Raw genomic sequence first — 13059 nt, 5'->3', positions numbered from 1 at the left:
GCATGATTGAAATGACAGAACGCGCCGCTCAGCATGTTCGAGATTTTTTGGACAATCGCGGCAAAGGTGAAGGCATTCGTGTGGGTATTCGTACTGCAGGTTGCTCAGGTTTGGCTTATGTCTTAGAGTTCGTAGATACGCCTGATGAAAACGATACTCGTTATGAGAGTCGTGATGTCAGTATTTTTATTGATCCAAAAAGCTTAGTTTATTTAAATGGCCTATTGATGGATTATGAAAAAGAAGGCTTGAATGAAGGCTTTAAATTCACTAATCCCAATCAAAAAGGTGAATGTGGCTGCGGTGAATCTTTTACGGTATAACGTTTGATTATTCAAGCAGTTAAATGGATTGTGTTGTCCAAAATCATCGTAAAACACTTTCAAGTATTAAAATTTAAGCATTATTACCATTCAAGCAACTTATACAACAAGGTTTTGTTATGACAGTAGCAGTTGATACTCAATTTGATGACTTCTTTGCTTTATTTAAGCAGCCTATCCAGTTCAAGCTTGCACAAAATGAGCTTGATGAGCGGTTGCGTCATCTACAAAAACAGTATCATCCTGATAATGTCGAAAAAAGCACTTTGCAAGGTGATGCAGATACTGCCAAAGCCATTCAACAAGCTGAGCAAGCTTCTGCTATTATCAATCAGGCTTATCAGACCCTAAGCCATTTCGATAGCCGCGCGGCTTACTTATTAGACATAGCGGGACAGGCTGAAACCCTAGAGAACTCTATTGCTGATTTAGACTTTTTAGAAGATGCCATGCAATTACGTATTGATCTCGATGACGCCATTGATGATAAAGACAATGCTACCTTGAAGCATCTGCAACCGCAGATTGTTAAGCGTCTACAAAATCAGTCAGAACGTTTTGACAATGCTTATACGAATCAAGATTGGCCACAAGCTATTGATGCCACTCAAAAACTAAAATTCTTAGTCAAACTAAATGCTGATATTACTACTGCCATCGACGATGTCGCCAAAAGCGATCAAACTGATGATGATTTATACGTCTAATACTAATAATACCGTATAATCTGCACTTTCAAGTTAAAACTTTTATCCCTCTTATTCTTATAATCTTTGAGTTGTCTTATGTCTTTATTACAGATCGCTGAACCCAATCAAAGCGCCCAGCCTCATCAGCATCGTTTTGGAATCGGTATTGATTTGGGTACTACCCGCTCATTAGTCGCAGTAGTCCGCTCGGGTAAGGCACAAGTACTAGAAGCTGACAATGGTAAAGATAACCTATTGCCCTCAGTCGTCTATTACCCTGCCACTGGCACTCCAGTAGTTGGCGTTGACGCCTTGGCTCACTTAGCAGATGATCCTCAGAATACTATTATCTCAGCCAAGCGCTTTATGGGTCGCAGTCAAGCCGATATTAAATTCTCACATCCTTATCAGTTGAGTGGTGCTAAAGATGCGATGCCTGCTTTTGTTACCGCCCAAGGTGAGGTGTCACCTGTTGCCGTTTCAGCACGTATACTATCTGTACTCAAACAGCGTGCTAGCGATGCTTTGCCTGATGATAGCATCGAGGGCGCCGTTATTACGGTGCCAGCCTACTTCGATGAAGCTCAACGTCAAGCCACTAAAGATGCCGCGCAAGCCGCTGGTATAAAGGTATTACGCCTGCTCAACGAGCCTACGGCAGCAGCAGTTGCCTATGGCTTAGATCAGGCCGATCAAGCTACTGATTCTATTGCTACTGGTAACAGTACCCAGAACAACCTGCAAAAATATTATCTTATTTATGATTTAGGCGGTGGCACCTTTGATGTCTCTATCTTAAAGCTAACCGACGGTGTTTTTGAAGTACTAGCGACTGGCGGCAATAGTGCTTTGGGCGGTGATGATATCGATCGATTATTGACTAATTGGCTGATTAAGCAGCTTGATATCAACCCTGTTGATGTCAGCTTGCATGATAAATCAATATTAGCCCAAAAAGCTAAGAGCTATAAGCAAGCACTGACTGATAATGAGCAATTGACTATTGACATTGTAGTTAATGAGCAGGCTTTTAGAGGGACAATGAACCGCGAAGACTTGTTGGCTATTGCTGAACCTGTAAATCGTCGTACGCTCAGCGTATGCGCGCAAGTGCTACGCGATGCTAAATTAAGCATTGATGACTTAGATGAGGTAATATTAGTCGGCGGCTCTACACGTATGCCAGCGGTACAACAGATCGTTGCTGAGTTTTTTGCTAGAGAGCCTTTATGTCGACTCAATCCTGATGAAGTTGTTGCTTTGGGTGCAGCACAGACTGCTCATCAATTGATAAATGGTGATAGTGATAATAACCTGCTACTCCTTGATGTCACGCCTTTATCATTAGGACTTGAGACTATGGGCGGTCTGGTTGAAGTGCTTATCCCACGTAACACCCCTATCCCTGTCAAAAAGCGTCAAGTCTTTACTACCTATCAAGACGGACAGACAGGCATGGTTATTCATGTGGTACAAGGCGAGCGCGAAACGGTCGATAACTGTCGCTCGCTCGGTAGATTTGAGCTATTTGGCATCCCTCCTATGAAAGCAGGTTTTGCCCGTATTGAGGTTACCTTTAGTATCGATGCCAACGGTCAGCTGACGGTTAGTGCGCAAGAGACAACGACTAAAACCGAAAGTAAGATTGAGATTACCCCAGCTTATGGGTTATCCGATGAGCAAAAGGAGCAACTACTGGTTGCTGGATTTAAGCATGCTGAAGAAGATAAAAATGCCCGCTCTTTGATTGAGACAAAGGTTGAAAGCGAGCGTGAGCTATTGGCATTACAATCGGCTTTGACAGAGTTTGGTGAGTTGTTAGATACCGAGGAGCAACAAGCACTAGCTAAGCAAATGCAAGATATGCAAGAGGTTTTAGCGACCAACGACTCAGTATTGATTGAAGCGCAGAAAAGCAAGCTTAAACCACATAGCGACACTTTTGCTGCCCGTATTATGAATCAAAGCGTACAAACTAGTATGGCTGGCACCAAAGCACAGGACTGGTAGATTTTAGAATTAGATAGATTTAGCTTGAATACTTAATAAATTTTAATTGAATCAATTAGCAGCGGATACACGAATTATGCCAAAGATTACTATACTACCTCATTTTGAGATTTGCCCTGAAGGGGTTGAAGTTGAGCTTGAAGCAGGCAACAACTTATGTAAAGCCTTATTAGAAAAAGGTATAAAAATAGAACATGCCTGTGAGATGTCTAAGGCTTGTACTACCTGTCATGTAGTCGTACGCAAAGGCTTTAATGGTCTGGATGAAATGGATGATATCGAAGCGGATTTGCTGGATCGAGCTTGGGGACTTGAGCCTGATTCGCGACTGTCTTGTCAGGTTATGGTTGAAGACGACGACTTGACTATTGAGATTCCTAAATATACGTTAAATCATGCCAAAGAAAACCATTAAAATTGCTTTAAAAAATATTTGCATCAAAAAATCAAAAGCCTACCATCGCAATGAGAGTAGGCTTTTTATATTTCAGAATGAGATACTAAATTAGAATTTAATACTTAAAAATTATTAATAAACCAATCACATTTGCCAATCAAACGGCATTTGATGATGTCCACGTAATGCCATCATAAGTGTTTGCTGCATCTGCGCCATAACCTCTTTGGTATAAGGAACAGCTGGTACACCCCATACTGGATTCGGCCATTGTAAATCGTTCTGATAACGGACAATATGATGAAAATGCAGCTGTGGCACTTGATTACCTAAAGCGGCAACGTTCATTTTTTCTGCTTGAAAAGTCTTAGCTAGCTGGCTTGACAACCAACTAGACTCCCGCAAAAACTGCGTTTGATCCGCTTCAGACAGCTCATATAGCTCTTTGATACCTGAAACTCGTGGCACTAAGATCAGCCAAGGAAATTGGCAATCGTTAATCAAACGACAAGTCGATAATGGAAAATCACCTACCAAAAAACTATCAGCAGCAAGTTTAGGATGCAGTTGGAACATAATGACAGTATCTCTTGTTATTTATTATAAAAGTATAGAGCTTAAATCGTAAGCCCGCGTAATGTCCATATTTTACCAGTTATTCGGCTAATTAAGTAGTGGCATCTAAATATGCGCTGGCCCTAGCTATAAAAATAGCTAAGCAGTCTCTACCACTATATGATTATTAAAATAAGCCAATAGCTCTTGGACAATAGTCACACGTTGCTGAGCTGTGACAAGCTTATCCGCATCACTAAAGCGAATGCCAGATGCGCCATTCATCCGGTAGCGCTTGGCATCTGATTGAATCAATTTGATAATGGCCAGCGCATCTACTGGTGTGTCAGGAGCAAACTCTAAAGTCACACTGTTGCTACTGGCATCAATCTTATTAATTAGTAGCGGTTCGGCTTGAATACGCAAACCATGAACGGCAAAGAGCTGCTTAGTCTGATCGGGTAGTGTGCCAAAACGATCAATCATCTCGGTACGTATATCAATGAGACTATCTTTATCATCAGCACTGCTAATACGCTTATAGAATAATAAACGCTGATGTACATCGTGCAAATACTCTTCTGGTATCAGCGCTGAGCTGTGCAGATTAATCTCGCTAGTCAAGGACAGCGGCGTATTCAAATCAGGCTCACGGCCTGCTTTAATCGCTTTGGTGGCGCGTTCAAGCATATCCATGTATAGGCTAAAGCCTATCGCTTGCATATTGCCACTTTGCTGCTTACCCAATATCTCACCTGCCCCGCGAATCTCCAAGTCCTCACTTGCCAGCATAAAGCCAGCGCCTAACGTATTAGCACGCTCAATCGCATGCAAGCGGCGCTTAGCATCACCTTTTAGTCCTTTGATCGATGGTACCAGTAAGTAGCAATAAGCTTGATGATGACTGCGACCTACCCGACCACGCAGCTGATGCAACTGCGCTAGACCAAATTTATCAGCCCGCTCAATAATAATAGTATTGGCATTGGGCACATCAATACCTGTTTCAATGATAGTTGAGCAGATCAATACATTGAACTTTTTATGATAAAACTGCTGCATGACTTGCTCAAGTTGATTTTCGGGCATCTGACCATGAGCGACTCCTACGCGAGCCTCAGGGACTAGCTCGCGGATAGTCTCTGCCATGCGCTCGATGCTTGCGACATCGTTATGCAACAGATACACCTGTCCACCGCGTAAGAGCTCACGTAAGATTGCCTCTTTCATCAGCGCGTCACTCTTTGCCATGACAAAGGTTTTGATCGATAAGCGCCGTGCAGGAGGAGTTGCGATAATCGACATATCGCGCATACCCGATAGCGCCATATTTAACGTACGCGGTATAGGGGTTGCGGTCATCGACATACTATCGACATCCGTCTGAATGGCTTTGATGCGCTCTTTATGACGTACCCCAAAGCGATGCTCTTCATCTACGACCATGAGGCCTAAATTAGAAAATTTAACGTCAGATTGCAATAATTTGTGAGTACCAATAACAATATCGACTTTACCAGCGGCTAAATCAGTTAATACGGTTTGTTGGTGTTTTTTACCACCAAATCGCGACAAAGTCTCAATACGTACGGGCCAATCTGCAAAGCGATTGCGGAAATTATCCTCATGCTGCCCTGCCAATAGAGTCGTCGGCACGAGCACTGCGACTTGATAGCCTGCGCTTACCGCAATAAAGGCGGCACGCATGGCGACCTCAGTTTTACCAAAGCCAACATCGCCACATATCAGACGATCCATAGGCTGGTTTTGTTTCATATCATTCATGACAGCATGAATAGCATTGGCTTGATCGGGCGTTTCTTCAAATTCAAACTGACTGGCAAACAGCTCATACTGCGAAATATCGATTTTGAAGTGAATACCGACTTTGGCTTCGCGGCGCGCTTGCATATTGAGTAGCTCTGCTGCCACATCATGAATTTGCTCTAAAGCTTTTTGTTTGGCGCGATCCCATTTACCGCTACCTATCTTGTGTAGTGGCGCGAGCGCTGGATCGCCACCACTGTAGCGGCTGATCATTTGCAAATTGGCTACAGGCACGTAAATACTAGCTTCTTCCGCGTACTTAAGATGAATAAATTCTTGTTCGCCATCGCCAACATCCAAAGTAATCAGGCCGTTGTAGCGGCCAATACCGTGTTCAATATGGACAATAGGACTGCCTTGCGTCATCTCAGTGACGCTCTTAACTAAGAACTCCTCTGACACTCCGCTTTGACGCCGCCTGCGCGTTTGCAGTACTTGCCTGCCAAACAGCTGAGTTTCGCTAATCATGACTAGACGTTCAGGCACATAGACGCCGCGCTCAATGGGCGCAACGGTTAGCCCTACTCGTGGACGAGCACTTGCACCGTTATTACTACCGATGGCCGCTATTCTGGGCGCTGCTAGAAAGTCTTTGAAGCTAGCATAAGCGGTAATATCTATCTTACCCTTAAATAGCTCAATCAGTATCTCACGGCGACCTGCCGTTTCAGCAACGATCAAGACCGGTGTATTAGTTTGCCCTTGTAATGATAGAAAATCTAATAGCGCGGCTAATGGTTCAGATTTTTGATGATTAACGGCAAGTTGTGGTGGCTCTTCGGCACTTAGGGTCACTAAGCCTTTTTGCTTATGTACGTTTGAACCAAGCTGTAAACTGTCATTATCGATTGCGGTAACATTGTCAATCGCAGCAACATCGCTCATGGTCGCAAGCTTTGCATCTGCGCTCAATATCACTCGTGGATAATTGTTTAACTGCTCATTAAGAGTATTTGATAATAGATAGAGTAATTCAGGCGCGACAATTGGCTTGTCGATATCGTGTCGACGCTCCTCATAACGACGTTGAATCTGCGACCAGTAATCTACCTGCCGCTCACTGATGTGCTCATCGGTGATAAATAGCGTATCACTTGGCAGATAGGCAAATAGACTACTCTGCTGTGCCCAATCTTTTAGATCAAAAAACAAGGGCTGATAATACTCAAGTCCGCTGCTAGCGATACCTGCCATCACGTCTTTATGCAGCTCAGACTTGCGGCTACTAGCATTTGGGAACATAGCAACGAAGTTCATGCGAAAGGTCTCGCGTCCTTCTTCCAAAGGAAACTCTTTGGCAGGTAAGATCTGAAACTGCTCAATCGGCTTTGAGATATCCGGTAGCTTATGTAGTAGCGATATCGACTCTTGACCCATACTACTATCATTGCCCGATAGCATAGACTTTAAGTCATCTTCAGTTAAGGTACGCTGGGTCTGAGGATGAAAAAAACGAATGCTCTCAATCTCATCATCGAACAGATCTAAGCGCAGTGGAAACGGCTGCCCCATGGCAAAGATATCAATAATACTGCCACGTACCGCAAACTCACCCGGCTCAAAAACATTCTCAACGGCGCGATAACCCGCCTTAGCTAGTAACTCACGCTGAGTGTTAATATCAAATCGATCACCAACACTTAAGTCAAAATGCTGACCAATCAACCAGCTGGGCGGCGCCACTCGATGCATAAGCGCCTGTATCGATATGAGCATCACCCCTGAGCTTGGCATATCTGTCAGTAAATTAATCCGCTCGCTGACAATATCTTGATGCGGCGACAGCTCATCATAAGTTAAGGTCTCCCAATCAGGAAACACATAAGCATCAACACCGCAAAAGGCCAATTCGGTCTCTATTTGGTTGAGCTGGTTTTGATCGCGGGTTACTACCACCTTTAGACGCTCAGCCACATCCCATATTGGCGATTTGACTAAGCTTGCCAGCCATAGACTACTGACCGCACCATGCACAGGTGCCAGCCAGCGCCGCTGAGTATCTTTTATTGGAAATAACTGTTGATTGATCGGAGCAAAGGCGTCAGTTAAAGCAGTGATAGGCATAGCGAATAGGATCAAAGTTAGGAGTCAGATAACCATTATACGAAAGTTTTGGCTTTTGACCAAAATGTATGCCGTAACGGTTTGTGATTAAAACTATTATTAGTAAAATTGTTATCGAAAATTTAATCAAGGTTGTTATCAAGGTAATCATTACTCATGCAAAAAATCCCAGCAACTACGCTGAGATTTTAGATTTACATTTAGCTTAAGATAAGCTTACTTGAGCTAGAGTAGTGCTTTGTCGCTTGCGATCATGCCATTATTATCGGCATAGATGAACATGCCAGAATTAAGCGTTAAATCGCCAAAGCTAATTTCAATATCCGTTTGACCTTCATCACGGCGTGTTGATTTGCGTGGGATACAGCCTAGCGCCATAATACCGATTTCCATCTGTGCCATATCGTCGACATCACGGACGCAGCCATAAACGACTACCCCAGCCCAGCCATTGTCTATCGCGGCTTGTGCAATCATATCGCCAAGTAGAGCACAGCGCATTGAGCCACCGCCATCAACCACTAACACCTTGCCTTCACCACTTTTGTCTTTTCCATCGCTATTGAGCAGCGCTTTGACACGGCTATTGTCTTCAAAACATTTAACTGTGACGATTTCACCGCAGAACTTATCCTTAGCGCCAAAGCTATAAAACGATTTGCCTTCTATATTTGGCAAACATACTTGCGACTCAGGATTGGCATCTAACAAATCACAAGTAACAAAATTCTCTTTATTCATAGTAGTTTCTGACATATATACACTCCTTGTTAATACTCATTTTAAGATGAAAATAAAATTAAACCTTATAGTCACTTAGGCTATCTTGCAAGACATCCTTAAGATTCAACTTAGGGTATATTCTCGATTGAATCATAAGCACAGCAAGCAAGTACAGCAAGATAGTTACTTGCCAATCAAAGTGAATTTTATCAAATCAAGATATATTCTAGCTTAAAGATTAGAATAACGCAGCTTTTAGAAATTAGAAGTCAATAGATAGAAACCAATAGCAGCCAAAGCTCTTTCTATTTGACTCGAGTCATCGTTAGCATCTGCTTATTCTCTATTAGAGTGACACGATTATCTAAAGGACTCTTTTGATACTTATTGCGCTCATAAACATCATGAGCACTCATCGCCATAGCACTAGCCACACGTTTGGCCGAGATAGGATGCAGGGATAAAGACTCAGATATCAACGGCGATACTAGCCCAAAAACTTTCTGACTAATGCTCTCTAAAGGGCGGCCTTTGTGCTTACCTAATAATAGCGATGGACGAAATATTATCAATTGCGTAAAGTTAAGCGCCGTAATTGAGTGCTCAGTTTCAGCTTTTACTTTATTGTATAGAAATCGGCTATCAATATCAGCATTCATTGATGATAATAAGAAAAATCTCTCAACGCCCCTACTATGGCATAGCTTAGCAAAGGTGACATTATAATCGTGATCCACTTTACGAAAGGCCTCATCACTACCCGCTTGTTTTTTGGTCGTTCCCAAGCAGCTAAAGGCATCTGTGCTCTTATTGACACCCACACTAGCGAATACTTCGGTTAAATTATCAAAGTCATTAACCTGATAAAATCGCATGCTGGCATTGATAAAGCGCGGTGGTCGCCTAGCAATAACAATCAAAGTATCATAAAGCTCACTCAACTGTTTTACAAGGTGCTGCCCTACCAGTCCTGTCGCCCCAATTATTATTGCTTTTCGTTGCATATTTGACTCATTCCATCAAAATGTTGTTGCCGAGTAAAAGTGTTATATAAAGCCATTAAAAACAGCCTCCATGTCTAAACACTAAGCTAATTGCGGCTACCAAAGTAATTCAGTTATTATTCCCCTATCATACCTAAGCTGAGCACATGACTGAATGTATTGTTGATAATTTATTGTAAGAGATTCTATCAGAATACTATAATCTGTCAGAGCGTAATCTATCAGAGCATAAAGAGTATCATAAACTGTTTTATGATCAGCAAAAGTCTTATTGACCTCATCTCAGTACAGTGACGTGTTTGTTTACGCATTAGCTGTCAAATACATTGTCCTAAGCTCAATAATTTGTTAAGATAACCGCCTTTACTGGTTGAGTCTATTTAATTATTCCAAATAGATTTGACGATTGCGATGGCCTACTTATACTTAGTTTATATTTGACATCGATATTATCAATTGTGAGACGGCTGCTCGTCATTGATGATGGTTCAATTCATTATTGCACTGTTGCAAGTTACATTCATTTTTTACCTGTCTTTTATCAAGGAGATACGCGTGGCTAATACTGCACAAGCTCGTAAACGCGCCCGTCAAAACACTAAACGTCGTCAGAACTCTGCGTCACAACGCTCTATGGTTCGTACTTATTTAAAGCGTGTTGATGCGGCTATCGCAGCCAAAGATTATGATGCTGCTACCGAAGCTTATAAAAAAGCGGTACCAGTTTTAGATCGTATGGCTGACAAAGGTATCATTCATAAGAATAAAGCGGCTCGTCGTAAAAGTCGCCTAAATAAAACTATCAAAGGCTTACAAGCTTAAGACTGTTTGATTTAGACTGTACGCATCAAAACCTTGCCTTAGGTTCAATACCGAGGCAAGGTTTTTTTATGGGCGCTCAAATAATACCTGTAACTGCTAACGCTTGAAACCTAAGACTTAAAACTTAAAAATTCTCAAAATTAAGATTTTTAAATATTAGGGTCTGTTGAACATTCGACCGTGGCACTGACAGTGACTATTTTTTAGGCGATTTTAGATTAAAAATATCTAGTTTAGTCACTCTAAGTGGATCTTTTTAATGACGAATCGGCAAAAAAAAGTCCTGTCCTTGCAGGCTGATGCTAAAATCGCCCTATTCGTTGTAACCGTCTAACTAAAATCAGCTAGCCAAGGCATCTGCATTACCTGCGATTTTTACCTAGACTAGAACCATTTTAGCTATCAGCAGTGCCTACTTGTGAATGTTCAACAGACCCTAAAATAATGGGCGATTAAAACAATTAATAATTAAAATAATACCTAAAAACATTAGTGCTTAGAGCAAAACACTTTAAACTAAAAAATAATAGGAGCGATAGGTATTTGAACTTAGGAGATCTTCAGTGCAAGCTTTAACAGAATCTATAGATAAACGCGCCATTATAATAGGCGGCTCTTTAGCAGGGTTATTTGCCGGAGTACTGCTGCGCACTATTGGCTGGCAAGTAGATGTTTATGAGCGCTCAGCGCATAGCTTAGACAGTCGCGGCGGCGGTGTAGTGCTACAGGCGGATGTTATTAGAGTTTTTAAGCAAGCAGGTATTGCCACTGATACTTTGGGGGTAGATGCTACTGAGCGTTACTATATTCAAAAAGACGGCCATATTGAAAAGATGGCAATGCGCCAAACCCTAACTTCTTGGAATATTCTCTATCGCTCAATGCGTAAGAGCTTTCCAGACGATCACTACCATCAAGGCAAAACACTAATTAAAGTGCAAACAAACGATAACAAAGCGACGGCTATTTTTGCTGATGGCACTATTGAGACTGCTGATTTGTTAATTGGCGCTGATGGGCCACAGTCCACTGTGCGTCAGCAACTGCTTCCTAACTATAAGCCTCAATATGCTGGTTATGTCGCTTTTCGAGGCCTAGTTGATGAAGCTGACTTGCCATCGAATGCTGCCGCAATATTTACTGAGCGCTTTGTATTTTATGACTTTCCAAATTCGCAGATCTTAGCCTACCTTATCCCTGGTGAGAATGAGTCACTTGTTTCAGGTACACGGCGGTTTAATTGGGTTTGGTATGTGAATTACGATGAGCAGACCGAGCTACCTGCTATTCTCACAGATAAAAACGATAGACAGCGTGCCCATTCTATTCCACCAGATATGATAGCTACTGGCAGTGAGCGCACAATGCGTGATTACGCTGATCTTGTGCTTGTGGAGCCATTTAAGACCTTAGTTGCCTCTACTAAAGCGCCTTTTGTACAATCGATCTTAGATTTAGAAGTACCGCAGATGGTTTTTGATAATATTGCGCTAATAGGTGACGCCGCTTTTATTCCAAGACCTCATACTGCAGCGAGTACGGCAAAAGCTGCAGCAAATGCACTGGCATTAGTACAGGCACTAGTTTCGAATTGTCATGATGTCCGTTCTGCTTTGCAATCATGGCAGATTGAGCAGCTAGCATACGGTAGACAACTTTGCGCACACGGTCAGCGCTTGGGTAATAACTCTCAGTTTAGTTATGGCAAAGGTAGAATGGTAGTTTAGCGATTGTAGAACTGTGCCCTTAATCCACCCCTCAAGTCCACTTAACCTCTGGGGGCAGTAATAACTGACTAGAATGAAACCCTGATGCGCGATAACTCTCCAATAAGCTACTGACACTGCGCGTATAGACCTCACCCCGCCAAATGAAGTGAGCACTGGTTTCTATAAATGGCTTATCATCAAACCATAAAAACACCCCTTCCATCATCTTTGGCCAATCATTCCAGTCAATCTCTGGAGTATCAAGCATCACGGCCAAAAAGGCGGATAATAAAGTATCGTGGCTAACGGCCAGCATTAAATGATTTTGCTCAGGCTGGTGCTGATAAAGTAGCGATAAAATGTCCAAACCGCCTTGATAAGCATTTTTGGTGCCCTCAATGCTGCCTTGTAAAAAACGATTGATAAAATTGAGCACACCAATTTCTTTAAATACTGCACTTACAGTTTCAGAATCAGTGACTAAGCTGCCAGGCTCGACCAGTAGCGACTGATGCGCAATATCACGCTGCAAACCTGCACCCTCTTGCATCAGCTGCGCCGTATCGATGCAACGACCTATCGGACTGGATATGCTATCAACATCTAGCGAATAAGGCAGATTACTATCGAGCCAGCGCCCCCAAGACTTGGCAAGTACCCGCCCTTTAGACGTCAATGGTAGCTGATAGCTGGCAAACCCATTGCCATCAGAGCGTTCACGTAATGAGTGACGAGTAAATAGAATGAGACGCTTACAGTCAGGCAATAGATTGACCGATGGCACCATACTATCAGGTAGGTGCGCGGGCGTTGTGACATTTAGACGAGATTTAACTAAAGTATTAGAGGCATATACTTTATCAGGCGTATCTGGTTGTTTGCTCATAGCTATCAGCGTAGCAGATTTTTGATTTAGAGTGAATACAATATAGGTTT

11 protein-coding genes are annotated in these 13059 nt (G+C 42.5%); 6 read left to right on the top strand and 5 right to left on the bottom strand.

The genetic code is table 11. The features are described from left to right. Positions 1 to 2: 2 nt before the first annotated feature. The 4 genes from iscA to fdx all read left to right on the top strand — a co-directional run bounded on the left by iscA (position 3) and on the right by fdx (position 3437). A complete protein-coding gene (iscA, locus tag ACR63T_RS04840; protein ID WP_201572776.1) occupies positions 3 to 323 on the top strand; it encodes an iron-sulfur cluster assembly protein IscA in 321 nt (106 codons plus the stop codon). 119 nt (positions 324 to 442) lie between these two features. Then, positions 443 to 1030, top strand: coding sequence for a Fe-S protein assembly co-chaperone HscB (gene hscB, locus ACR63T_RS04835; protein ID WP_472784939.1), 588 nt, complete (start codon positions 443 to 445; stop codon positions 1028 to 1030). Between the two features lie 78 nt (positions 1031 to 1108). Next, positions 1109 to 3022, top strand: coding sequence for a Fe-S protein assembly chaperone HscA (gene hscA / locus ACR63T_RS04830; RefSeq protein WP_472784938.1), 1914 nt, complete (start codon positions 1109 to 1111; stop codon positions 3020 to 3022). Between the two features lie 76 nt (positions 3023 to 3098). Next, positions 3099 to 3437, top strand: coding sequence for an ISC system 2Fe-2S type ferredoxin (gene fdx / locus ACR63T_RS04825; protein WP_201572770.1), 339 nt, complete (start codon positions 3099 to 3101; stop codon positions 3435 to 3437). 126 nt (positions 3438 to 3563) lie between these two features. Here fdx and ACR63T_RS04820 read toward each other — a convergent pair whose 3' ends face one another. The 4 genes from ACR63T_RS04820 to ACR63T_RS04805 form a co-directional block, all read right to left on the bottom strand. Beyond that, entirely contained in the window at positions 3564 to 3995 is a 432-nt protein-coding gene (locus ACR63T_RS04820) for an HIT domain-containing protein (RefSeq protein ID WP_201572768.1), read from the bottom strand. Between the two features lie 138 nt (positions 3996 to 4133). Next, positions 4134 to 7865: a transcription-repair coupling factor gene (gene mfd / locus ACR63T_RS04815; RefSeq protein WP_472784937.1), complete on the bottom strand. Its 3732-nt coding sequence runs from the start codon at positions 7863 to 7865 to the stop codon at positions 4134 to 4136. A gap of 225 nt (positions 7866 to 8090) precedes the next feature. Beyond that, positions 8091 to 8606 carry a ribonuclease E activity regulator RraA gene (rraA, locus tag ACR63T_RS04810; RefSeq protein WP_227680444.1) on the bottom strand — a complete coding sequence of 172 codons (516 nt, stop codon included), beginning with the start codon at positions 8604 to 8606 and terminating at the stop codon, positions 8091 to 8093. A gap of 287 nt (positions 8607 to 8893) precedes the next feature. Next, positions 8894 to 9592, bottom strand: a complete 699-nt coding sequence (locus tag ACR63T_RS04805) for an NAD-dependent epimerase/dehydratase family protein (RefSeq protein WP_472784936.1) — start codon at positions 9590 to 9592, stop codon at positions 8894 to 8896. 555 nt (positions 9593 to 10147) lie between these two features. Between ACR63T_RS04805 and rpsT the strand changes: the two genes are divergently transcribed. Both rpsT and ACR63T_RS04795 read left to right on the top strand, forming a co-directional pair. Next, positions 10148 to 10414, top strand: coding sequence for a 30S ribosomal protein S20 (gene rpsT / locus ACR63T_RS04800; protein ID WP_010200097.1), 267 nt, complete (start codon positions 10148 to 10150; stop codon positions 10412 to 10414). A 563-nt stretch (positions 10415 to 10977) separates the two neighbouring features. Further along, a complete protein-coding gene (locus tag ACR63T_RS04795; protein ID WP_472784935.1) occupies positions 10978 to 12141 on the top strand; it encodes an FAD binding domain-containing protein in 1164 nt (387 codons plus the stop codon). A gap of 31 nt (positions 12142 to 12172) precedes the next feature. Here the strand turns inward: ACR63T_RS04795 and ACR63T_RS04790 are convergent, their stop codons facing one another. Further along, on the bottom strand, positions 12173 to 12910 hold the full coding sequence (locus ACR63T_RS04790; RefSeq protein ID WP_472785232.1) for a histidine phosphatase family protein: 738 nt from the start codon (positions 12908 to 12910) through the stop codon (positions 12173 to 12175). Positions 12911 to 13059: the final 149 nt, after the last annotated feature.

It is taken from the genome of Psychrobacter sp. M17(2026) (assembly GCF_055699815.1).
This window is presented reverse-complemented; position numbering and strand designations above follow the sequence as displayed.

What these genes read in the sequence shown, in the direction of transcription:
- rraA (WP_227680444.1), bottom strand. Translation starts at nt 8,606, where the DNA reads ATGAATAAAGAGAATTTTGTTACTTGTGATTTGTTAGATGCCAATCCT.
- ACR63T_RS04790 (WP_472785232.1), bottom strand. Translation starts at nt 12,910, where the DNA reads ATGGTGCCATCGGTCAATCTATTGCCTGACTGTAAGCGTCTCATTCTA.
- ACR63T_RS04820 (WP_201572768.1), bottom strand. Translation starts at nt 3,995, where the DNA reads ATGTTCCAACTGCATCCTAAACTTGCTGCTGATAGTTTTTTGGTAGGT.
- iscA (WP_201572776.1), top strand. Translation starts at nt 3, where the DNA reads ATGATTGAAATGACAGAACGCGCCGCTCAGCATGTTCGAGATTTTTTG.
- mfd (WP_472784937.1), bottom strand. Translation starts at nt 7,865, where the DNA reads ATGCCTATCACTGCTTTAACTGACGCCTTTGCTCCGATCAATCAACAG.
- hscA (WP_472784938.1), top strand. Translation starts at nt 1,109, where the DNA reads ATGTCTTTATTACAGATCGCTGAACCCAATCAAAGCGCCCAGCCTCAT.
- ACR63T_RS04805 (WP_472784936.1), bottom strand. Translation starts at nt 9,592, where the DNA reads ATGCAACGAAAAGCAATAATAATTGGGGCGACAGGACTGGTAGGGCAG.
- fdx (WP_201572770.1), top strand. Translation starts at nt 3,099, where the DNA reads ATGCCAAAGATTACTATACTACCTCATTTTGAGATTTGCCCTGAAGGG.
- hscB (WP_472784939.1), top strand. Translation starts at nt 443, where the DNA reads ATGACAGTAGCAGTTGATACTCAATTTGATGACTTCTTTGCTTTATTT.